Source organism: Comamonas sp. F1-6 (assembly GCF_039581415.1).
GTDB lineage: Bacteria > Pseudomonadota > Gammaproteobacteria > Burkholderiales > Burkholderiaceae_C > Comamonas > Comamonas thiooxydans.
The window spans coordinates 92409-114610 of sequence record NZ_JBCPWN010000010.1; the positions used below are offsets into that span (position 1 = coordinate 92409).

At 62.7% G+C, this 22202-nt stretch carries 21 protein-coding genes; 15 read left to right on the top strand and 6 right to left on the bottom strand.

Annotated elements, in window-relative coordinates:
- Window positions 1-120: 120 nt before the first annotated feature.
- The 5 genes from AAIL66_RS12485 to AAIL66_RS12505 all read right to left on the bottom strand — a co-directional run bounded on the left by AAIL66_RS12485 (window position 121) and on the right by AAIL66_RS12505 (window position 4782).
- Entirely contained in the window at window positions 121-858 is a 738-nt protein-coding gene (locus AAIL66_RS12485) for an SDR family oxidoreductase (RefSeq protein ID WP_034357427.1), read from the bottom strand.
- A gap of 120 nt (window positions 859-978) precedes the next feature.
- The gene (locus AAIL66_RS12490; protein WP_034409092.1) at window positions 979-1974 is read right to left on the bottom strand and encodes a tripartite tricarboxylate transporter substrate binding protein; all 996 of its coding nucleotides are present in this window, start codon (window positions 1972-1974) and stop codon (window positions 979-981) included.
- A 165-nt stretch (window positions 1975-2139) separates the two neighbouring features.
- Complete coding sequence (pcaF, locus tag AAIL66_RS12495) at window positions 2140-3351, bottom strand: 3-oxoadipyl-CoA thiolase (protein WP_034409096.1); 1212 nt, start codon at window positions 3349-3351, stop codon at window positions 2140-2142.
- Between the two features lie 56 nt (window positions 3352-3407).
- Window positions 3408-4049, bottom strand: a complete 642-nt coding sequence (locus AAIL66_RS12500) for a 3-oxoacid CoA-transferase subunit B (protein ID WP_003058693.1) — start codon at window positions 4047-4049, stop codon at window positions 3408-3410.
- Window positions 4050-4080: 31 nt separating this feature from the next.
- Window positions 4081-4782, bottom strand: coding sequence for a 3-oxoacid CoA-transferase subunit A (locus tag AAIL66_RS12505; protein WP_003058692.1), 702 nt, complete (start codon window positions 4780-4782; stop codon window positions 4081-4083).
- Between the two features lie 103 nt (window positions 4783-4885).
- Here AAIL66_RS12505 and AAIL66_RS12510 point away from each other — a divergent pair, with 103 nt between their 5' ends.
- The 4 genes from AAIL66_RS12510 to AAIL66_RS12525 all read left to right on the top strand — a co-directional run bounded on the left by AAIL66_RS12510 (window position 4886) and on the right by AAIL66_RS12525 (window position 12987).
- Window positions 4886-5722 carry an IclR family transcriptional regulator C-terminal domain-containing protein gene (locus AAIL66_RS12510; RefSeq protein ID WP_343496867.1) on the top strand — a complete coding sequence of 279 codons (837 nt, stop codon included), beginning with the start codon at window positions 4886-4888 and terminating at the stop codon, window positions 5720-5722.
- Between the two features lie 89 nt (window positions 5723-5811).
- Window positions 5812-6519, top strand: a complete 708-nt coding sequence (locus tag AAIL66_RS12515; RefSeq protein WP_211457759.1) for a transposase — start codon at window positions 5812-5814, stop codon at window positions 6517-6519.
- A gap of 182 nt (window positions 6520-6701) precedes the next feature.
- The gene (locus AAIL66_RS12520) at window positions 6702-11438 is read left to right on the top strand and encodes a glutamate synthase-related protein (RefSeq protein ID WP_003074103.1); all 4737 of its coding nucleotides are present in this window, start codon (window positions 6702-6704) and stop codon (window positions 11436-11438) included.
- 73 nt (window positions 11439-11511) lie between these two features.
- Window positions 11512-12987 (top strand): glutamate synthase subunit beta, encoded by a 1476-nt coding sequence (locus AAIL66_RS12525; RefSeq protein WP_012837053.1) that lies wholly within the window; start codon window positions 11512-11514, stop codon window positions 12985-12987.
- Between the two features lie 184 nt (window positions 12988-13171).
- Here AAIL66_RS12525 and AAIL66_RS12530 read toward each other — a convergent pair whose 3' ends face one another.
- Entirely contained in the window at window positions 13172-13621 is a 450-nt protein-coding gene (locus AAIL66_RS12530) for a DUF3293 domain-containing protein (protein ID WP_343496868.1), read from the bottom strand.
- 265 nt (window positions 13622-13886) lie between these two features.
- Here AAIL66_RS12530 and AAIL66_RS12535 point away from each other — a divergent pair, with 265 nt between their 5' ends.
- The 11 genes from AAIL66_RS12535 (at window position 13887) to AAIL66_RS12585 (ending at window position 22202) form a co-directional block, all read left to right on the top strand.
- Entirely contained in the window at window positions 13887-14696 is an 810-nt protein-coding gene (locus AAIL66_RS12535) for an amino acid ABC transporter substrate-binding protein (protein ID WP_034357450.1), read from the top strand.
- A gap of 143 nt (window positions 14697-14839) precedes the next feature.
- Window positions 14840-15493, top strand: coding sequence for an amino acid ABC transporter permease (locus AAIL66_RS12540; protein ID WP_003058677.1), 654 nt, complete (start codon window positions 14840-14842; stop codon window positions 15491-15493).
- A 4-nt stretch (window positions 15494-15497) separates the two neighbouring features.
- Window positions 15498-16250 (top strand): amino acid ABC transporter ATP-binding protein, encoded by a 753-nt coding sequence (locus AAIL66_RS12545; RefSeq protein WP_003074094.1) that lies wholly within the window; start codon window positions 15498-15500, stop codon window positions 16248-16250.
- A gap of 221 nt (window positions 16251-16471) precedes the next feature.
- Window positions 16472-17284 carry an ABC transporter ATP-binding protein gene (locus AAIL66_RS12550; protein ID WP_034357452.1) on the top strand — a complete coding sequence of 271 codons (813 nt, stop codon included), beginning with the start codon at window positions 16472-16474 and terminating at the stop codon, window positions 17282-17284.
- Window positions 17281-18057 (top strand): lipid asymmetry maintenance ABC transporter permease subunit MlaE, encoded by a 777-nt coding sequence (gene mlaE / locus AAIL66_RS12555; protein WP_003062071.1) that lies wholly within the window; start codon window positions 17281-17283, stop codon window positions 18055-18057. The genes AAIL66_RS12550 and mlaE overlap by 4 nt, the downstream gene beginning before the upstream one ends.
- Before the next feature lie 29 nt (window positions 18058-18086).
- A complete protein-coding gene (gene mlaD, locus AAIL66_RS12560) occupies window positions 18087-18587 on the top strand; it encodes an outer membrane lipid asymmetry maintenance protein MlaD (RefSeq protein WP_034357454.1) in 501 nt (166 codons plus the stop codon).
- Entirely contained in the window at window positions 18584-19381 is a 798-nt protein-coding gene (locus AAIL66_RS12565) for a VacJ family lipoprotein (RefSeq protein ID WP_034357456.1), read from the top strand. Before mlaD ends, AAIL66_RS12565 begins: the two co-directional genes overlap by 4 nt.
- A gap of 80 nt (window positions 19382-19461) precedes the next feature.
- Window positions 19462-20094, top strand: a complete 633-nt coding sequence (locus tag AAIL66_RS12570; protein ID WP_343496869.1) for an ABC transporter substrate-binding protein — start codon at window positions 19462-19464, stop codon at window positions 20092-20094.
- 19 nt (window positions 20095-20113) lie between these two features.
- Complete coding sequence (locus tag AAIL66_RS12575; protein ID WP_034357458.1) at window positions 20114-20440, top strand: STAS domain-containing protein; 327 nt, start codon at window positions 20114-20116, stop codon at window positions 20438-20440.
- Window positions 20441-20514: 74 nt separating this feature from the next.
- A complete protein-coding gene (locus AAIL66_RS12580; RefSeq protein WP_034348309.1) occupies window positions 20515-21450 on the top strand; it encodes an ABC transporter ATP-binding protein in 936 nt (311 codons plus the stop codon).
- Window positions 21447-22202, top strand: coding sequence for an ABC transporter permease (locus tag AAIL66_RS12585; RefSeq protein ID WP_003058656.1), 756 nt, complete (start codon window positions 21447-21449; stop codon window positions 22200-22202). Before AAIL66_RS12580 ends, AAIL66_RS12585 begins: the two co-directional genes overlap by 4 nt.

Consider the following 22202-nt stretch of genomic DNA (forward strand, 5'->3'; position numbering starts at 1 on the left):
TGCTATCAAAATTAAAAAGCATCCAGATCCCGAAGGCTTGCAGGGTGCGCGCCGGACGAGGGTGATGCATCTGCGGCTTGGGGACTTGGCTTGCCCGGGCAGCAGCTCGGATCGAGCCGCTTACACGGAGGCGACGCCCACGGTCATGCCGCCGCAGACATAGAGCACCTGTCCGGTCACAAAGCCGCTGCGCTCGTCGAGCATGTAAGACACGGCATGGGCCACATCCTCGGGAGTGCCCACCCGCTTGACAGGTACGGAAGCAATGATTTTCTGCGTGCGCGGGGCGTCGGGCGGATTGGCCTTGTCGAACAGCTCGGTGCGTATCGGGCCGGGGCCTATGGCGTTGGCCGTGATGCCCCATTGGCCCAGCTCCAGCGCCCAGACGCGGGTCATGCCGATCAGACCGGCCTTGGTGGCCGCGTAGGCTGTGCGCAAGTCCTTGCCCAGCGCGGCGCGCGAGGACATGTTGACGATGCGCCCGAATCCCGCTTGCTTCATGCCGGGCAGCAGGGCCTGCATGCACTGGAAGGCGCAGCGCAAGTTCAGCGAGACGGCCAGGTCGAACTCGGCCAGGGTCTGCGAGGCGGCGTCGTTGGGTACGACCACGCCCACGTTGTTGATCAGGCGCGTGATGGGGCCGGTTTCCAGAGCCTGGCGCAGGGCGCGGGCCGTGTCCTCGGCATCGCTGAGGTCGGCCTGTATGCCACCGGGAACGTGATCGACCACGCGGTCGATGATGATGGGCTCGTAGCCGTCGGCGCGGCAGCGCTCGGCAGCGGCGGCGCCGATGCCGGCTCCGCCACCGGTGATCAACACGCGAGGGCGGTCAGTAAGGGAGGCGCTCTGGGAAGACATGGCAATAACTTTCAGACGGAAAACGGGGCGGTTGCGACAGGCGCGGGCCCGGGAGGGCAACAGCAACCGCCGGCATGCGCCGGCAGTGCTGGGGCCGGGACAGGCCGGCACCTGGGGGGATCAGACGCTGGCGCCGGAGTCCTTGACGACCTTGCCCCACTTCTTGGCTTCGGCGTCGATGAACTTGGCAAAGCCTTCCTGGGTGTCGATCATGACTTCGCCGCCCTGGTCGTTGATCTTCTTGATCACGGCGGGATCCTTGAGCACCTTGGCAATGGCGGCATGCAGCTTTTGCTGGATGTCGGCAGGTGTCTTGACGGGCACGAAGAGACCGAACCAGGAGGTGGCTTCATAGCCGGGCACGCCGGCTTCGGCGACCGTGGGCACATCGGGCAGTTCGGGCGAGCGCTTGGCCGTGGTCACGGCGATGGGGCGCAGCTTGCCCGAGCGCACATGCTGGATGGCCGAGGGCATGTTGTCGAACATGATGGCGATCTGGTTGCCCAGCAGATCGGTGATGGCCGGCGCGCTGCCCTTGTAGGGCACATGCACCATGTCCAGACGGGTCATGGACTTGAACAGCTCGCCCGACAGATGGATGGAGCTGCCCGAGCCCGAGGAGCCGAAATTCAGCTTGCCGGGATTGGCCTTGGCATAGGCCATCATTTCCTTGACCGTCTTGAAGGGCTGGCTGGGGTGGGCCACCAGCAGATTGGGCACATTGGCGACGCGGGTCAGCGGAGCAAAGTCCTTGACCGGGTCGAAGGGCATCTTCTTGTACAGGGCTTCGTTGATGGCGTGCGTGCCCACCGTCCCCATGAACAGGGTGTAGCCGTCGCCAGCTGCACGGGCTGCGGCCTGGCCGCCGATATTGCCGCCCGCGCCGGGGCGGTTGTCAATGATGATGCTCTGGCCCAGTTCGGCGCTCAGGGCCTGGCCCACCACGCGCGCCAGGATGTCGGTCGTGCCGCCGGCCGAGAAGGGCACGATCATGGTGATGGGCTTGCTGGGATAGGGCGTCTGGGCCATGGAGGGAGCAGCGCCCAGAGCAAACAGGGCGCTTGCTGCCAGGGTTTGCAGGCTGCGGCGGCGAGACAGGGAAAGGGAATTGGACATTTAGGTCTCCGGAAGAAGGCAAGACACCGCCGGCCAGTGGCCGGGGCGCGGGCTGCCGCGGTGGCGTAGCTCCGAAAAGAGCTGAACTCCAGCGGTCGTTGTTTTGGTGTAGGAGGCAGGGGGCGGCAGCAGGCCGGACTTGGCCGGTCCCTGCCGCAGTCGGGATCAGACGCGTTCGAGCACCACGGCAATGCCCTGGCCCACGCCGATGCACATGGTGCACAGCGCGTAGCGGCCGCCGAAGGCATGCAGCTGGTTCACGGCCGTGGTGGCAAGGCGGGCGCCCGATGCGCCCAGGGGGTGACCCAGGGCGATGGCGCCGCCCCACTGGTTGACGCGCTGGTCGTCATCGGCAATGCCAAGGTCGCGCAGCACGGCCAGGCCTTGTGCGGCAAAGGCTTCGTTGAGCTCGATGACATCCATCTGCTCAAGAGTCAGTCCTGTCTGGGCCAGCACCTTGCGCACGGCGGGAGCGGGGCCGAAGCCCATGATGCGCGGCGCGACGCCGGCCACGGCCATGCCGACCACACGGGCGCGCGGCACCAGACCATACTGGCTGGCTGCTTCCTCGTTGGCCAGCAGCAGGGCGCAGGCACCGTCGTTGACGCCGCTGGCGTTGCCGGCCGTGACCGTGCCATCGGGGCGTACCACGCCCTTGAGTTTGGCCAGTGCCTCGATGGTGGTGGCGCGGGGGTGCTCGTCCTGGCTCACGACGATGGGATCGCCCTTTTTCTGGGCGATGGAGACAGGCACGATCTCGCGCGCCAGATGGCCGGCCGCAATGGCGGCCGCGGCCTTTTCCTGACTGGCCAGGGCCATGCGGTCCTGCGCTTCGCGTTCGATCCCGAAATCGTCGGCCACGTTTTCGGCGGTCTCGGGCATGGAGTCCACGCCGAACTGGGCTTTCATCAGCTTGTTGACGAAGCGCCAGCCGATGGTGGTGTCGTAGACGGCATTGTTGCGGCTGAAGGCGGACTCGGCCTTGGGCATGACGAAGGGGGCGCGGCTCATGCTTTCCACGCCGCCGGCAATCATCAGGCGGGCTTCGCCGGACTTGATGGCGCGCGCGGCCGTGCCGACAGCGTCCAGACCCGAGCCGCACAGACGGTTGATGGTGGCACCGGGTACATCGATGGGCAGGCCGGCCAGCAGCGCCGACATGCGCGCCACGTTGCGGTTGTCCTCGCCGGCCTGGTTGGCACAGCCATAGAGCACATCGGCCACGGCGGTCCAGTCCACGTCGGGGTTGCGCTGCATCAGCGCCTTGATGGGCAGGGCGCCCAGATCATCGGTGCGCACGCTGGACAGCGCGCCGCCGTAGCGACCGAAGGGGGTGCGGATGGCGTCGCAGATAAAGGCTTGGTTCTGGTTGCTCATGGCATGTCTCCGTTATGAAAATTGAGCTTCTGGTGCAGACGGGATTGGCCTGAAGTTCAGGCCGCGATGGGCAGGCCCACGATGCGTTCGAGTTCGGCGTGCTCCAGGCCTTCGACCTTGTCGATCAGGCGCAGCCCCTCGGGTGTGCAGGCCAGGGTGCACAGATCGGTATAGATGCGCTTGACGCAGCCCAGGCCGGTCAGCGGGTAGCTGCACTGGGCCACGACCTTGCTCTCGCCTTTTTTGGTGAGCAGATCCATCATCACCCAGGTCTGCTTGGCGCCAATGGCCAGGTCCATGGCTCCGCCCACGGCGGGGATGGCGCCGGGCTCGCCGGTGCTCCAGTTGGCCAGGTCGCCCGTGGCCGAAACCTGGAAGGCTCCGAGCACGCAGATGTCCAGGTGGCCTCCGCGCATCATGGCGAAGCTGTCGGCGTGGTGGAAATAGCTGCCGCCGGGCAGCAGGGTCACGGGCTGCTTGCCGGCATTGGTCAGGTCGTAGTCTTCGGAGCCGGCCGCCGGTGCCGGGCCCATGCCCAGAATGCCGTTCTCGCTTTGCAGAACAATTTCGCGTCCTGCGGGGATGTGGTTGGCCACCAGGGTCGGCTGGCCTATGCCCAGATTCACATAGGCACCGTCATGAATGTCCTGGGCCACGCGCAGGGCCAGTTCGTCCTTGCTTCGTTTTTGATAGCTCACGCTTGTATCTCCTTGCTGGACCTTGGCGGGCTCAGGCCGCCTTCTTGAAGCCGCCGGCCTGGGTGGCCACGCGCTCGATCTTCACCACCTGGCTCACATAGATGCCCGGGGTGACCACGGATTCGGGGTCAAGCTGGCCGAGTTCCACGATGTCATGCACGGTGGCCACGGTGAACTTGGCGGCAGAGGCCATCACGGGGCCGAAGTTGCGCGCCGACATGCGGTAGGTCAGATTGCCCCAGCGGTCGCCTTTTTCCGCCTTGATCAGGGCCACATCGCCATGGATGGGGTACTCCAGCACATAGTGCTTGCCGTTGATCTCGCGCGTTTCCTTGCCTTTGGCGAGTTCGGTGCCATAGGCCGTGGGGCAGAAGAAAGCGCCTATGCCTGCGGCGGCGGCGCGCATGCGCTCTGCCAGATTGCCCTGGGCCACCAGTTCGAGCTCGATCTTGCCGCTGCGGTACAGCTCGTCGAAGACCCAGCTGTCCACCTGGCGCGGGAAGCTGCAGATGATCTTGCGCACCTGGCCGGTCTTGAGCAGGGCGGCCAGGCCGGTGTCGCCATTGCCGGCGTTGTTGTTGACCACGGTGAGCTCGCGTGCACCCTGGGCGATCAGGCCGTCGATCAGCTCGCCGGGGATGCCCGAGGTGCCGAAGCCGCCGATGAGCACGGTGGAGCCGTCTTGAATGCCGGACAGGGCCTGAGCGACCGAGTCGGCGATCTTGTTGATCATGGGTGTCTCCAATTTCCTACACAAAGATCTGCGCCATTGGCGCTAAAATGTTCGTATATAGAACATTTGTTCGCTAAAAGAATTGTAGAAAAGGATGATAAAAATGGAGACTGTAAAAACCACATCAGGGAAAACCCCGGTCGAGGGCGAAGCGGTCTCGCTCAAGCCCGGTGACAGCTATGTGCAGTCCTTTGCCAGGGGGCTGGAAGTCATACGTTCGTTCAGCGCCAGGGCGCCGGAGCAGACGCTCAGCGAGGTGGCTGCCGCCACGGGTCTGACACGTGCCGGTGCCAGGCGCATCCTGCTGACGCTGCAGACGCTGGGCTATGTGCGCAGCGACGGCAAGTACTACGCACTCACTCCGCGCATCCTGGATCTGGGCTTTGCCTATCTGAGCTCCACGCCGCTGTGGAATTTGGCCGAGCCGGCCATGGAGGCGCTGGTGTACGAGGTCAAGGAGTCATGCTCGGCCGCGGTGCTCGAAGGCCTGGACGTGGTCTATGTTCTGCGCGTGCACACGCACAAGATCATGAGTACCAATCTGGGCGTGGGCTCGCGACTGCCTGCCTTCTGGACATCCATGGGCCGGGTGCTGCTGGCGGCGCTGCCCCCCGATGAGCTGCGGGCGCTGATGGCCCGGCGCGAGCAGCGCGCCTTCACGCGACACACGCTGACCGGCGACGACGAGCTGTATGCCGAGATCGCCCGCGTGCGCGAGCAGGGCTGGGCCTTGCTCAATCAGGAGCTGGAGGAGGGCCTGATCTCGATTGCCGCCCCCATACGCAACGCGCGCGGCCAGACGGTGGCGGCGCTCAACATCAGCGGACAGGCCAACCGCACCAGCGAGCAGATGATGCGCGAGCGGTTGCTGCCGCAGTTGCTGGCCGCTACGCGCCACATCAGCCAGTTGCTGAGTGCTTCGGGCCGCATGCATCTGTGATGTCTGGCGCCTGAGGACGCGTCGGCCCTGGCGCGACGCTTCATAATGACCGAAACGCCTTCCCTGTCGCCCCTGTTCAAGTCCGCTCCATGGCCCGTCTTCCCCGTCTCACGCTGGCAAACATGCCGCACCACATCATCCAGCGTGGCAACAACAGCGGCGAGATCTTCGTGGACGCGCAGGATCGCCTGGTCATGCTGGATCTGATGCGCGAGATGGCGCGGCGCTTCGAGGTCGATGTGCATGCCTATGTGCTCATGCCCAATCACTTCCATCTGCTGCTGACGCCCAGGACGGAGCAGGGCGTGCCCCAGTTCATGCAGGCCGTGGGGCGCAGCTATGTGCGTTACTTCAACAATCGGCACGGGCGTACCGGCACCCTCTGGGAGGGGCGCTACCGCTGCACCGTGCTGCAGGCCGAGCAATGGCTGATGGCCACCATGGTCTCCATGGATCTCAACCCCGTGCGCGACGGGCTGGTGCAGCGCGCGGTGGACTGGCCCTGGTCCAGCTATGCGCACAACGCAGGCCTGCAAAGCGATGCGCTCATCAGCCCGCACGCGCTTTTCTGGGCTCTGGGCAACACGCCCTTTGCCCGGGATGCCGCTTATGTCAGGGCCGTGGAGGCCGGTCTGGATGCCGATACCCAGGCGCAGATCAGCCATGCCGCACTGCGTGGCTGGGCTCTGGGCGAGCCTGATTTCATTGAAAATTTGCAACAAAAAACCGAGCGGCGCGTGAAGCGGCAGAAGGCCGGCAGGCCTTCTGCACGCACAGCTTCGGTGCACGAGGAGTAGGGAGTTTTTCCAACTCCTTGTTTTCATTGGATTGCTTTCCTTGATTTTTATATGTCCCTAATTAAATGCAAATAAAAAAAGTTGGGAATTAATTAGAATCTGACCCCAATTAATACTTATTGCATAACTTCATGTCATGTCGTAATCTTGCGTTCCCCGCGATTGATATAAGAGGATTCCCCATGACGACTGCTGCCGAGATCAAGTATCTCCAGGACCACGGTCTGTACTCCAAGAGCAACGAACACGATGCCTGCGGTCTGGGCTTTGTGGCCCATATCAAGGGTCAGAAGCGCCATGACATCGTGCTGGGGGCACTGAAGATCCTCGAAAACATCGACCATCGCGGTGCCGTGGGCGCAGACCCTCTGATGGGTGACGGCGCCGGTATCCTGATCCAGATCCCCGATCAGCTCTACCGCGAGGAAATGGCCAAGCAGGGCGTGGCACTGCCTCCCGCCGGCGAATATGGCGTGGGCATGATCTTCCTGCCCAAGGAACATGCCTCGCGCCTGGCTTGCCAGCAGGAGATGGAGCGCGCCATCAAGGCCGAAGGCCAGGTGCTGCTGGGCTGGCGCGATGTGCCGGTGAACCGCGACATGCCCATGTCGCCCACCGTGCAGGAAAAGGAACCCATCCTGCGCCAGGTCTTCATCGGCCGTGGTGCCGATGTCATCGTGCAGGACGCGCTGGAGCGCAAGCTGTACGTGATCCGCAAGACGGCCTCGGCCGCCATCCAGAACCTGGGCCTCAAGCACAGCAAGGAATACTACGTTCCCAGCATGAGCAGCCGCACCGTGGTCTACAAGGGTCTGCTGCTGGCCGATCAGGTGGGCGTGTACTACCGTGATCTGGCCGACGAGCGCTGCGTCTCGGCCATCGGCCTGGTGCACCAGCGTTTCTCCACCAACACCTTCCCCGAGTGGCCTCTGGCTCACCCCTACCGCTATGTGGCCCACAACGGTGAAATCAACACCGTGCGCGGCAACTACAACTGGATGCTGGCGCGCGAAGGCGTGATGGCCTCTCCCGTGCTGGGCGAAGACCTGCAAAAGCTCTATCCCATCAGCTTTGCAGGCCAGTCCGACACCGCCACCTTCGACAACTGCCTGGAACTGCTGACTATGGCCGGCTACCCCATCAGCCAGGCCGTGATGATGATGATTCCCGAGCCCTGGGAGCAGCACGAAGCCATGGACGAGCGCCGCCGCGCCTTCTATGAATACCACGCTGCGATGATCGAGCCCTGGGACGGCCCCGCCTCCATCGTGTTCACCGATGGCCGCCAGATCGGCGCCACGCTGGACCGCAACGGTCTGCGTCCCTCGCGCTACTGCATCACCGATGACGATATGGTGATCCTGGCTTCCGAAGCCGGCGTGCTGCCCGTGCCCGATAGCAAGATCGTGCGCAAGTGGCGCCTGCAGCCCGGCAAGATGCTGCTGATCGACCTGGAGCAGGGTCGCATGATCGAAGACGAAGAGCTCAAGGCCAACGTCGTCAACACCAAGCCCTACAAGCAGTGGATCGAGAACCTGCGCATCAAGCTCGACGAGGTGGAAATCCCCGCCGACTTCAAGGCTCCCGCTGCCAAGACCGAGCTGTCCCTGCTGGACCGCCAGCAAGCCTTCGGCTTCACGCAGGAAGACATCAAGTTTCTGCTGACCCCGATGGCCGAAAAGGGCGAGGAAGGCATTGGCTCCATGGGCAACGACAGCCCGCTGGCCGTGCTGTCCGACAAGAACAAGCCGCTGTACAACTACTTCCGTCAGATGTTCGCCCAGGTGACGAACCCCCCCATCGACCCGATCCGCGAAGCGATCGTGATGTCGCTGGTGTCGTTCGTGGGCCCCAAGCCCAACCTGCTGGACATCAACCAGGTCAACCCGCCCATGCGCCTGGAGCTGCAGCAGCCCGTGCTCGACTTCGAAGGCATGGCAAGGCTGCGTGATATCGAGAAGCGCACCAACGGCAAGTTCAAGAGCTCGACGATCGACATCACCTACCCGCTGTCCTGGGGCAAGCAGGGCGTGGAAGCCAAGCTGGCCTCGCTGTGCGCGCACGCCGTGGACGAGATCAAGGGCGGTGCCAACATCCTGATCATCAGCGACCGCAACATGAGCGCCACGCAAGTGGCCATCCCCGCGCTGCTGGCGCTGTCCGCCATCCACCAGCATCTGGTGCGTGAAGGTCTGCGCACCACCGCCGGTCTGGTGGTGGAAACCGGCACGGCCCGCGAAGTGCATCACTTCGCCGTGCTGGCCGGCTACGGCGCGGAAGCCGTGCACCCCTATCTGGCGATGGAGACCCTGGTCGACATCTTCAGCCGCGAAGCTGCGCCCATCACTGCCGACAAGGCCATCTATCACTATGTGAAGGCCATCGGCAAGGGTCTGTCCAAGATCATGTCCAAGATGGGCGTGTCCACCTATATGTCCTACTGCGGCGCCCAGCTGTTCGAAGCCGTGGGCCTGAACAGCGAGACCGTGGACAAGTACTTCACGGGCACGGCCAGCCGTGTGGAAGGTATCGGCGTCTTCGAGATCGCCGAGGAAACCATCCGCAACCATGAAGCTGCCTTCAGCGACGACCCCGTGCTCGAAACCATGCTGGATGCCGGCGGCGAGTACGCCTGGCGTGCCCGTGGTGAAGAGCATATGTGGACGCCTGACGTGATCGCCAAGCTGCAGCACTCCACACGTGCCAACAACTTCAGCACCTACAAGGAATACGCCCAGCTGATCAACGACCAGACCAAGCGCCACATGACGCTGCGCGGCCTGTTCGAATTCAAGTTCGATCCCGCCAAGGCGATTCCCGTGGACCAGGTCGAGTCGGCCAAGGAAATCGTCAAGCGCTTTGCCACGGGTGCCATGTCGCTGGGCTCCATCTCCACCGAAGCCCATGCCACGCTGGCCGTGGCCATGAACCGCATCGGCGGCAAGAGCAACACCGGCGAAGGCGGCGAAGATCCCAAGCGCTATCGCAACGAGCTCAAGGGCATCCCCATCAGCAAGGGCGAAACCCTGGCCTCCATCATCGGCAAGGACAAGGTCGAGTCCGATATCGAACTGCAGGCCGGCGACTCGCTGCGCTCCAAGATCAAGCAGGTCGCGTCCGGTCGTTTCGGCGTGACTGCCGAATATCTGGCCTCTTCGGACCAGATCCAGATCAAGATGGCTCAGGGCGCCAAGCCTGGTGAAGGCGGTCAGCTGCCCGGCGGCAAGGTCTCCGACTACATCGGTGCACTGCGTCACTCGGTGCCCGGTGTGGGCCTGATTTCGCCTCCTCCCCACCACGACATCTACTCGATCGAAGACCTGGCGCAGCTGATCCACGATCTGAAGAACGTGGCTCCGCACGCCAGCATCAGCACCAAGCTGGTGTCCGAAGTCGGTGTGGGCACGATTGCCGCAGGCGTGACCAAGTGCAAGAGCGATCACCTGGTGATCGCAGGGCACGACGGCGGCACCGGCGCCTCGCCCTGGTCCTCCATCAAGCATGCTGGCGGTCCCTGGGAAATCGGCCTGGCCGAGACCCAGCAGACCCTGGTGCTGAACCGTCTGCGCGGCCGTGTGCGTGTGCAGGCCGACGGCCAGATGAAGACCGGCCGCGACGTGATCATCGGCGCTCTGCTGGGTGCTGACGAGTTCGGCTTCGCCACGGCTCCGCTGGTGGTGGAAGGCTGCATCATGATGCGCAAGTGCCACCTCAACACCTGCCCCGTGGGCGTGGCCACGCAAGACCCCGTGTTGCGTGCCAAGTTCACCGGCAAGCCCGAGCATGTGGTGAACTATTTCTTCTTCATCGCCGAAGAAGTGCGCCAGATCATGGCCCAGCTGGGTATCGCCAAGTTCGACGACCTGATCGGCCGCTCCGATCTGCTCGACACCCGCAAGGGCATCGAGCACTGGAAGGCTCAGGGTCTGGACTTCAGCCGTCTGTTCGCCCAGCCCGAAGTGCCTGCCGACGTGGCCCGCTATCACGTGGAAAGCCAGGATCACCTGCTGGACAAGGCGCTGGACGTCAAGCTCATCGAGCGCTGCAAGCCCGCCATCGAAAACGGCGAGAAGGTGCGCATCATGGAAGTGGCGCGCAACGTCAACCGCTCCGTCGGTGCCATGCTCTCGGGCGCGGTGACCAAGCATCACGCCGAAGGCCTGCCAGACGACACCATCCGCATCCACTTCGAAGGTACGGGCGGCCAGTCCTTCGGTGCCTTCCTGTGCAACGGCATCACGCTGAACCTCAGCGGCGAAGCCAACGACTACACCGGCAAGGGCCTGTCGGGCGGCCGTGTGGTGGTGCATCCCAGCCATGAGTTCCGTGGCTCGACCACAACCAACACCATCGTGGGCAACACCGTGATGTTCGGCGCCACCAGCGGTGAAGCCTTCTTCAGCGGCGTGGCCGGCGAGCGCTTTGCCGTGCGTCTGTCCGGCGCCACGGCCGTGGTCGAAGGCGTGGGTGATCACGGCTGCGAATACATGACCGGCGGTACCGTGGTCGTGCTGGGCAAGACCGGCCGCAACTTCGCGGCCGGCATGAGCGGCGGCGTGGCCTATGTCTACGACGAGGACGGCAAGTTTGCCGAGCGCTGCAACACCGCTTCGGTGAAGCTGGAGAAGGTGCTGCCGCACGACGAGTTTGTCTCGCGTGTCGATCCCGGCATCTGGCACCGCGGCCAAAGCGACGATCAGCAGCTGCGCAACATGGTGGAGGCTCACAGCCGCTGGACGGGTTCCAAGCGTGCCCGTGATCTGCTGGACAACTGGGCCGCAGCGCGTGCCAAGTTTGTCAAGGTGTTCCCGACCGAGTACCAGCGTGCACTCGGCGAGATCTTTGAACGCAAACAGAAGGAAAAGCAAGCTGCGAAAGCGCCAGCAGCTCCTCAGAAAGAAGCAGTAGCCGCCAAGTAAACACGGCTCCAAGCGGTGGCGGCCAGGCGGCCACCGCACTGCAAGCGAACACAGATTTCAAGGATTAAAGATCATGGGAAAGACCACCGGCTTCATGGAATACGAGCGCATCGAAGAGGGCTATGCCCCCGTTGCGGAACGTCTCAAGCACTACAAGGAATTCGTCATCGGCCTGACCACCGATCAGGCCAAGGTGCAGGCTGCACGCTGCATGGACTGCGGCACGCCGTTCTGCAACAACGGCTGCCCGGTCAACAACATCATTCCGGACTTCAACGACCTCGTGTATCAGGGTGACTGGAAGAACGCCATCACCACGCTGCACAGCACCAACAACTTCCCCGAGTTCACGGGCCGCATCTGCCCCGCACCCTGCGAAGCTGCCTGTGTGGCCAATATCAACGGCGACGCCATCGGCATCAAGTCCATCGAGCACTCCATCATCGACCGTGCCTGGAGCGAAGGCTGGGTCAAGCCCCTGCTGCCCAAGCACAAGACCGGCAAGAAGGTGGCCGTAGTCGGTGCCGGCCCTGCAGGCATGGCAGCGGCCCAGCAACTGGTGCGCGCCGGCCACGACGTGACCCTGTTCGAGAAGAACGACCGCGTGGGCGGCCTGCTGCGCTACGGCATTCCCGACTTCAAGCTGGACAAGGGCCTGATCGACCGCCGTGTCGAGCAGATGGTGGCCGAAGGCCTGAAGATCCGCACCGGCGTGCTGATTGCCGGCAAGGACGGTCTGGGCAAGGATTCCAAGGTCACCAACTGGGCCAAGGAAACCATCAGCCCCGAGCAGCTCAATGCCGAGTTCGACGCCGTGCTGCTGACCGGCGGCTCCGAGCAGTCGCGTGATCTGCCCGTGCCCGGCCGCGATCTGGAAGGCGTGCACTTCGCGATGGAGTTCCTGCCCCAGCAGAACAAGGTCAACGCGGGCGACAAGCTCAAGGGTCAGATCCGTGCCGACGGCAAGCATGTCATCGTCATCGGCGGCGGCGATACCGGCTCCGACTGCGTGGGCACCTCCAACCGCCATGGCGCCAAGAGCGTGACCCAGTTCGAGGTCATGCCCATGCCGCCCGAGCAGGAGAACAAGCCCCTGGTTTGGCCTTACTGGCCGATCAAGCTGCGTACCTCGTCCAGCCACGACGAAGGCGTGGTGCGTGAGTTCGCGATCTCGACCAAGGAATTCGGCGGCGAAAAGGGCAAGGTCAAGAGCCTGACCACCGTCCAGGTCGAGTTCAAGGACGGCAAGCTGAGCGAAGTGCCCGGCACGGAAAAGGTCTGGCCTGCGGATCTGGTGCTGCTGGCCATGGGCTTTGTGAATCCGGTTGCCACGGTGCTCGAAGCCTTTGGCGTCGACAAGGATGCGCGCGGCAACGCCAAGGCCAGCACCGACTTCATCGGCGGCTATGCAACCAGCGTGCCCAAGGTGTTCGCTGCCGGCGACATCCGCCGCGGCCAGTCGCTGGTCGTGTGGGCGATTCGCGAAGGCCGCCAGGCCGCGCGTGCCGTGGACGAGTTCCTGATGGGCGCCAGCGAACTGCCTCGCTGAGCCAAGGCCTTGCGAGCCAAGGCATATTCAAGATTTTCACAGGCGCCCACCGGGGCGCCTTTTTTTATGGCCTCAATCGACTAGTGGCTGAATTGATAGCTGCATGCGATTTATTAATAACGATTTCGGATTGGTTTGTGACTGATAACTAGGAAGAGCGTATGTAAGCTGCTATCAAAACGATTTATCTGAGCCATAGCAGCTGGGGGATGGCATCGGCGCCGCACCAGAGCACGGCGTTCTGCTCCCATTGCTCGCCCCAGGCGCGGGCCGTGGGGGCGTCCATGCCCCATATCAGCACGCTGGCTTCGCCGGGCCACAGGCCTTGCGGATCCTGGCCGCAGCCGTCCAGATACGGCCAGCCATCGCTGTCCAGCGCATGGCGCAGAGCACTCATGCGACGCGCGTTTTCAGCCGGCTCCAGGATCTGTCCCCAGGGATTGCAGGCCGTGAGATAGCAGGCGGCCTGGATGGGCTGCTGTCCCAGTTGCTGCTCGAGCCAGTCATTGCGCTCGCCCACGCGTAGCGTCTGTGCGACAGCGCCCTTGGTGGCATCGACCTGGTAGAGCGCGTTGCGATAGGCCTGCTGCAAGGCGGGCGGGAGCTGGCTGGTGTCTGGTGACGGTGGTGACATGGTCTGGAGTTTGGCAAGCTGCACATGGAGAGGACTTGTGCAAACAAGAATGCAACAACGGCTAGTCTTCTGAGGCAGCCGTCTTGCCTGAACCTGTTTTGCCTAAGTCGTGATGGTTTTGCGACCGGCGAGTGACGTTCTGTCCCGTCTGCGCGACAATAGCGGATTCGGCGCTGGCGGCAGCCCGGCTTCGGGACGGCTGCGGTGGCCCCGGACGGGAGACAAAGCCCCTGCCTCCGCTTTTTCCACTTCAAATTTTGACGCCATGAAAAAACGTACCCTGCTGGCCTCGGTGGCCCTGACTGCAATTTTGGCTGCCTGCGGCAAGAACGAGTCCGCAAGCAACACCGCTGCAGCTCCTGCGCCCACTCCTGCGGCAGTTGCCGCCAAGCTGGTGGTGGGCCTGGACGACAACTTCCCGCCCATGGGTTTCCGTGACGAAAAGAACGAACTGGTCGGTTTCGACATCGACATGGCTCGTGAAGTCGCCAAGCGCGCCAATATCGAAGTGGAGTTCAAGCCCATCGACTGGAACGCCAAGGAAGCCGAGCTGCTGGGCAAGCGTGTGGACGCTCTGTGGAACGGCCTGACCATTCTGGAAGAGCGCAAGGAAAAGATCCTGTTCTCCGACCCCTACATGGTGAACAAGCAGATCATCATCGTGAAGGCCGGCTCTCCCATCAAGGGCAAGGCTGACATGGTCGGCAAGATCGTGGGTGCCCAGGAAGGCTCCAGCGCCGTGACTGCCCTGACCAAGGACAAGGAACTGTCGGACAAGTTCAAGGAAACAAAGCTCTTCGGCGACAACATCGCTGCCATGATGGACCTGGAAGCAGGCCGTCTGGATGTGGTAGTGGTGGATGAGGTGGTGGGTCGCTACTACGTCAACAAGAAGCCCGACAACTACGTGGTGCTGGCCGAGGACTTCGGTACCGAAGACTACGGTGTGGGCTTCCGCAAGGACGACGAAGCCACTCGCAACAAGGTCAACGATGTGCTGACCGAAATGAAGAAGGACGGCAAGGCTGCTGAAATCGCCCAGAAGTGGTTCGGCGCCGACGTCATCAAGCACTAATCCCTTTTTGACGGACTGCACCGGCAATGCCTGGCATTGCCGGTTTTTTTTGCGACGACAATGCGTGCAAACACTTCCTCCTGCGCACGCCCGTGCCTGTGGCGGGCTTTCGATAGCTGCAGCGCCACACTGAAGGCCATTTGATGGACTATGTAATCTCGCTCCTGGGGCCCATGTCGGCTGGTGCCCTTGTCACACTCAAGCTGTTCTTCATCACGCTGGCGCTGTCCATTCCCATGGGCCTGGCGCTGGCGCTGATGCGCATCTCCAGCATCAAGCCGCTGAGCAGCGCCGTGGGCGCCTATATCTGGCTGATGCGCGGCACGCCGCTGATGCTGCAGCTGCTGTTCGTGTACTTTGCGCTGCCCTTTGTGCCCTACATCGGTGTGCGCCTGCCCGACTTTCCCGCCGCCGTGGTGGCGTTTGCGCTGAACTATGCGGCCTACTTCGCGGAGATCTTCCGCGCCGGCATCAAGTCCGTGGATCGCGGCCAGTACGAGGGAGCCAAGGTGCTGGGCATGACTTATGCCCAGACCATGCGCCGCATCGTGCTGCCCCAGATGTGGGCCCGCATCCTGCCGCCCGTCAGCAACGAGACCATCACCCTGGTCAAGGACACCTCGCTGATCTATGTGCTGGCACTCAACGATCTGCTGCGCGTGGCGCGCGGCGTGGTGCAGCGCGACTTCAGCTTCACGCCCTTCATCGTGGCTGCGGCCTTCTATCTCATCATGACCCTGGTGCTGACCTGGGGCTTCCAATATCTTGAGAAAAAATATGCCAAGTACGACGCCTGACGTGATGATTTCCGCCCAGGGCATCCACAAGGCCTTTGGCAGCAACGAAGTGCTGCGCGGTGTCTCTCTGGAGCTGCTGCGCGGCGAGGTGGTGGCCGTGATCGGCCCGTCCGGCTCGGGCAAGAGCACCTTTTTGCGCTGCCTCAACCACCTGGAGACGATTGACCGCGGCACCATCAGCATCGAAGGCGAGGTGTTGGCACGCTCCGAGGGTGAGGCCAGGGCTCAGTACGTGAGCGATGCCGAAATCCGCAAGATCGGCCGCAAGATGGGCATGGTGTTTCAGTCCTTCAATCTGTTTCCCCACCTCACGGTGCTGGAAAACATCATCGAGGCGCCCGTCATCGTCAAGGGCATGAAGCGCGAAGACATCATTCCCAAGGCCGAGGCCCTGCTTGCCAAGGTGGGGTTGGCCGCCAAGCGCGATGCCTATCCCAATCATCTCTCAGGCGGTCAGAAGCAGCGCGTGGCGATTGCCCGTGCGCTGGCCATGGAACCCGACATTCTGCTGTTCGACGAGCCCACCTCGGCGCTGGACCCCGAGCTGACCGGCGAGGTGCTGCGCACCATGCGCGAGCTGGCCGAGGAGCACATGACCATGCTGGTCGTGACCCACGAGATGGGTTTTGCGCGAGAGGTGGCCAACCGCGTCATCTTCATGGACGGCGGCTACATCGTCGAGCAAGGCCCGTCCGAAGCATTCTTTGTGGCGCCTCAGCACGAGCGCACCAAGGCGTTTCTGCAGAATATGTTGTAAATAAGTCGCAGCTGTCGATGCGATTTCATATCGCAAAAAAGGCAGTTTGCGCATGCACAACAAGCGCTGAATGCTCCTGAAACAGGAGTGATGACTCTGCGATCCAAGCCATGCCTTGAAGAAACATTCACGAATGTATGTTTACTTGGGGCTAACCCGAGCTTTTTGCCGAGCTTGTCGGCACAATACCAGTTTGCTTTCTCTTGAGCGGCTATTCACGCATGTCACCCAACGCACCCTTTGTGGAACTGCGCAATGTCACCTTTGGCTATGGTGACCGCGTCATCCTGCGCGATCTGTCCCTGCAAGTGCCGCGCGGCAAGGTCACGGCGCTGATGGGCGCATCGGGCGGCGGCAAGACCACTGTGTTGCGTCTGATCGGCGGGCAGAACCATGCCCAGCAGGGGCAGGTGCTGTTTGACGGCCAGGATGTGACCATCATGAATGCGCAGCAGCTCTACGCCGCGCGTCGCCGCATGGGCATGCTGTTTCAGTTCGGTGCACTGTTCACCGACATGAGCGTGTTCGACAACGTGGCCTTTCCGCTGCGCGAGCACACCGATCTGCCCGAAGAGCTGATTCGCGACATCGTGCTCATGAAGCTGCATGCCGTGGGCCTGCGCGGTGCGCGCGATCTGATGCCTTCCCAGGTCTCGGGCGGCATGGCCCGCCGCGTGGCACTGGCCCGCGCGATTGCGCTGGACCCCGAACTCATCATGTATGACGAGCCTTTCGCGGGCCTGGACCCCATTTCGCTGGGTACCTCGGCACAGCTGATCCGCCAGCTCAACGATGCCATGGGCCTGACTTCGATTCTGGTATCCCACGATCTGGAAGAAACTTTCCGCGTGGCCGACCATGTGGTGATTCTGGGAGCCGGAAGCGTTGCTGCCCAGGGCACACCCGAAGAGGTGCGCGCCAGCACCGACCCGCTGGTGCAGCAATTCATCCATGCCAGACCCACGGGGCCTGTGCCGTTTCACTATCCGGGCGTCAGCGCCGACGAGGACTTTGGCAGCAGGAGGCGTGCATGAACTTTCTCGCACGCATTGGCCTGGCAGTGCGCTGCCAGCTGGTCAACATGGGGATTGGCGCACGCCTGCTGTGGCGCCTGCTGGGTTTGATGGGGCCGGCGCTCAGGCGCCCGCGCCTGATCGGCGACCAGATTCACTTTCTGGGCAATTATTCGCTGGCCATCATCGGCGTCTCCGGTCTGTTCGTGGGCTTTGTGCTGGGTCTGCAGGGCTATTACATCCTGCAGCGCTATGGCTCGGCCGAGGCGCTGGGCATGATGGTGGCCCTGAGCCTGCTGCGCGAGCTGGGGCCTGTGGTCACGGCCCTGCTGTTCGCGGGTCGTGCCGGCACGGCCTTGACGGCCGAAATCGGCCTGATGAAAGCCGGTGAACAGCTGTCAGCCATGGAAATGATGGCGGTGGACCCCGTCAAACGCATTCTGGCGCCGCGCTTCTGGGCCGGGCTGATCACCATGCCTTTGCTGGCTGCGGTCTTCAGCGCCGTGGGTGTGCTGGGTGGCTGGCTGGTGGGCGTGGTGATGATCGGCGTCGACAGCGGTGCTTTCTGGGGCCAGATGCAGCAGGGCGTGGACTGGTGGAGCGATCTGGGCAATGGCGTGCTCAAGAGCTTTGTCTTCGGCCTGGCCGTGACCTTTGTGGCCCTGCTCGAAGGCTATGCGGCCAAGCCCACGCCTGAAGGAGTTTCCCGTGCCACCACCCGTACCGTGGTCGTGGCCTCGCTAGCGGTTCTGGGCCTGGACTTCCTGCTCACCGCAACCATGTTCAGCATTTGAGGCTGCTCAGCAGATAGAGGTAAAAAATCATGCAGCAAAAGAAAAGTGATGTCTGGGTCGGCCTGTTTGTGCTGATCGGTGCTCTGGCCCTGGTGTTCCTGGCCTTGCAGTCGGCCAATCTGTTGAGTCTGAATTTCCAGAAGACCTATGCGATCACGGCGCGTTTTGACAATATCGGCGGACTCAAGCCCAAGGCGGCGGTCAAGAGCGCCGGCGTGGTCGTGGGCCGTATCGAATCCATTACCTTCAACGACCAGACCTTCCAGGCCGACGTGGCCATGAGCATGGAAACCCGTTACGCCTTTCCCAAGGACAGCTCGCTGAAAATTCTGACAAGCGGCCTGCTGGGTGATCAGTACATTGGTATTGAAGCGGGCGCCAGCGAAGAGAACCTCAAGGCAGGCGACCGTGTGACTGCCACCCAGTCTGCCGTGGTGCTGGAGAATCTGATCGGTCAGTTTCTCTACAGCAAGGCGGAGCAGGGTGGTGATTCCGGCGCTGCCGCAGGCAACGGGGGAGCGAAAGAATGATGACTACAACAAGCCCACAGACGAAATTGACGTCAGACGAGAATCAGGCGCTCAGGCGCGTTGCGCTGGCAGCCAGCGTTTCCGTAGCCGCACTGCTGTCCGGCTGCGCCACCACCACGGGCCCTGCCAACCCTGCCGATCCGCTGGAGTCCATGAACCGCAGCATCTATTCCTTCAATGAAGGCGTGGACGAGGCGGTCTTCAAGCCCGTGGCCACGGCCTATCAGACCGTGACGCCGCGTGTGGCGCGCCAGGGCGTGACCAACTTCTTCGACAATCTCGGCGATGCTTGGTCCTTCGTCAACAATGTGCTGCAGGGTCAGGGTCAGGGGGCTTACAACTCCATGGTGCGCTTCAGCGTGAACACGGTGCTGGGCATAGGCGGTCTGTTCGACATCGCCAGCGAGGCTGGCATCGAGCGCCATAAGCAGGACTTCGGCCAGACTCTGGGTCGCTGGGGCATGCCCACGGGGCCGTATCTGGTGCTGCCTTTCTGGGGGCCGTCCACGGTGCGAGATTCGGCCGGCCTGGTGGTTGACGCCTTCGGCTATCCTGCCAACTCCATGGATGACGTGCGCTGGCGCAACAGCCTGTTCGGTCTGCGCATGGTCAACAACCGTGCCAATCTGCTCAAGGCCGGCGATGTGCTGGACTCCGTTGCGCTCGACAAATACAGCCTGGTGCGCGATGTCTATCTGCGCTCACGCATTGGCGGCGCGGCGTCCGGCGGCGATGGTCGCCTCGAAAACTATGATGACGACAACGCCGGCAAGCTGCCCCCGGAAGGCCAGTGAGCCGGTAGAGCTTGGTTACAAACATGATGCACAGGCTGCGCGAGTGCGGTGACACTTGCGGGCCTAGGAGAAAAAACGCAATGAAGATTACTCGTCGCATGTGGGGCATGGCAGCAGGTGCCGTGCTCGCTCTGAATCTGGGTCTGCCCGCAGCCCAGGCTGCTGAGGAAGCTCCCGATGCACTGGTCAAGCGCGTCTCTGCCGATGTGCTGGAGACCATCAAGAAGGATGCCTCGCTGCGCAACGGCGATTCCAGCAAGATCAATGCACTGGTCAACGAGAAGGTCATGCCCTATGTGGACTTTCGCCGCATGACATCGGCCGCTGTCGGTCCGGCCTGGCGTCAGGCCACGCCCGAGCAGCGCCAGAAGCTGCAGGATGAGTTCAAGGCCCTGCTGATTCGCACCTATGCGGGGGCCCTATCCCAGGTCGGCGATCAGACCATTACCGTCAAGCCTGTGCGCATGGCAGCCGGCGACACCGACGTGCTGGTGCGTACCCAGGTCAACGGCCGTGGCGACCCCGTGCAACTGGATTTCCGTCTGGAAAAACAGGCCACGGGCTGGAAGCTCTACAACTTCAACGTGCTCGGTGTGTGGCTGGTGGAAACCTATCGCAACCAGTTTGCGCAGGAAATCAATGCCAACGGCATTGACGGCCTGATCAAGACCCTGGCCTCGCGCAGCTCCATGCCGGCCATGGCGAACAAGTAAGCAAAGCGCTTCAGACGTCATGGCCCGCTCAGCTAGCAACCCTCTGCAACTGCCCAAGGAACTGACCTATCGTCAGGGGCGCGACTGTCTGCTGCGCCTGCGCCCGCTGGTCACGGGCCATGCGGATGCACAGGTGGTGCTGGATGCCAGTGCCGTCAAGGTGTTTGACTCGGCGGCTCTGGCCGTGCTGCTGGCCTGCCGGCGTGCTGCCCAGGAGGCGGGCAAGCAGCTCGTCGTCGAGGGTCTGCCCAAGGGCCTGCAGTCCATGGCCGCGCTGTATGGCGTGGACGGCTTGCTGATGCCCGCTCCCGTGCCCGATGCGGCCGCCACCGCTCAGCAGGGCTAGGCTGACGAATCACTGTGTCCGGCTAAGCCCCGCCAAGGCAGAGGCTGTGGGCAAGCCCTAGAATCATGGGCTCCATGTCCGCAGTCTCATTCCAATCCGTCTCCAAGACCTACCGTACCCCCAAAGGGGATTTTCAGGCCCTCAAATCGGTGAGCCTGGATATCGAGGAAGGTGAATTCTTCGGTCTGCTCGGCCCCAACGGCGCCGGCAAGACCACGATGATCAGCATCCTCGCCGGACTGGCTCAAGCCACGGGCGGGCGCGTGCTGGTGCAGGGCAGCGATGTGCAGGCGAACTACGCCGATGCACGCCGCAAGCTGGGCATCGTGCCGCAGGAGCTGGTGTTCGACCCCTTCTTCAATGTGCGCGAGGCCTTGAAGTTCCAGTCCGGATATTTCGGCGTCAAGAACAACGACGACTGGATCGACGAGTTGCTCGACAGCCTGGGCCTGACGGACAAGGCCCACAACAATATGCGCCAGCTCTCGGGCGGCATGAAGCGCCGCGTGTTGGTGGCTCAGGCCCTGGTGCACAAGCCGCCCATCATCGTGCTGGACGAGCCCACGGCCGGTGTGGACGTGGAGCTGCGCCAGACGCTGTGGCATTTCATTGCCAAACTCAACAAGCAGGGCCACACGGTTCTGCTGACCACTCACTATCTCGAAGAAGCCGAGGCGTTGTGCAGCCGCGTGGCCATGCTCAAGCGCGGCGAGATCATCAAGCTCTCGCCCATGAGCGAGCTGCTCAAGTCGGCTTCCAGCAATGTGTTGCAGTTCAAGACCGATAGCGCCCTGCCCAAGGCCGTGGCCGACAGAGCGCGTGTTACCGGTCGAATCGTGCAGATTCCCGCCGCCCATGCAGTCGATGTGGAGCAACTGCTGGCCGCCTTGCGCGAGGCGGGTGTGACCCCCGAGGATGTGGAAATCCGCCGCGCGGATCTGGAAGATGTGTTCATCCACATCATGAATGAAGGCTCCAGGACACAGGCTCCTGCAGGAGGTGTCCAATGAACGGCTGGCAGACCCTGCTCAAGAAGGAAGTGCTGCGCTTCTGGAAGGTGAGCTTTCAGACCGTGGCCGCACCGGTGCTCACGGCCGTGCTGTATCTGCTGGTTTTCGGCCATGTGCTCGAAGGCCGGGTCATGGTCTACGACCGCATCCCCTACACCGCGTTTCTGATTCCCGGCCTGGTGATGATGAGCATGCTGCAGAACGCGTTTGCCAACAGCTCGTCCAGCCTGGTGCAGAGCAAGATCATGGGCTCGCTGGTGTTCGTGCTGCTCACGCCGCTGTCGCACTGGGCCTGGTTCAGCGCCTATGTGGGAGCGGCCATTCTGCGCGGCCTGCTGGTCGGTTTGGGCGTGTTTGTGGTCACCTTGTTCTTTGCCGTGCCCGATTTTGCCGCGCCGCTGTGGATTCTGGTGTTCGGCTTTCTGGGCTGTGCCCTGATGGGCACGCTGGGCCTGATCGCCGGTCTCTGGGCCGAGAAGTTCGACCAGATGGCAGCTTTCCAGAACTTTTTGATCATGCCTCTGACCTTTCTGTCCGGCGTGTTCTATTCCGTGCACTCGCTGCCCGGCTTCTGGCAGGCGGTCAGCCATGTCAACCCGTTCTTCTACATGATCGACGGCTTCCGCTATGGCTTCTTCGGCCAGAGCGATGTCTCGCCCTGGCTCAGCTTCGCCATCGTGGGCGCTGCCTGGCTGGCTGTGAGCGCGCTGGCCGTGCACCTGCTGCGTATCGGCTACAAGATTCGTAACTGA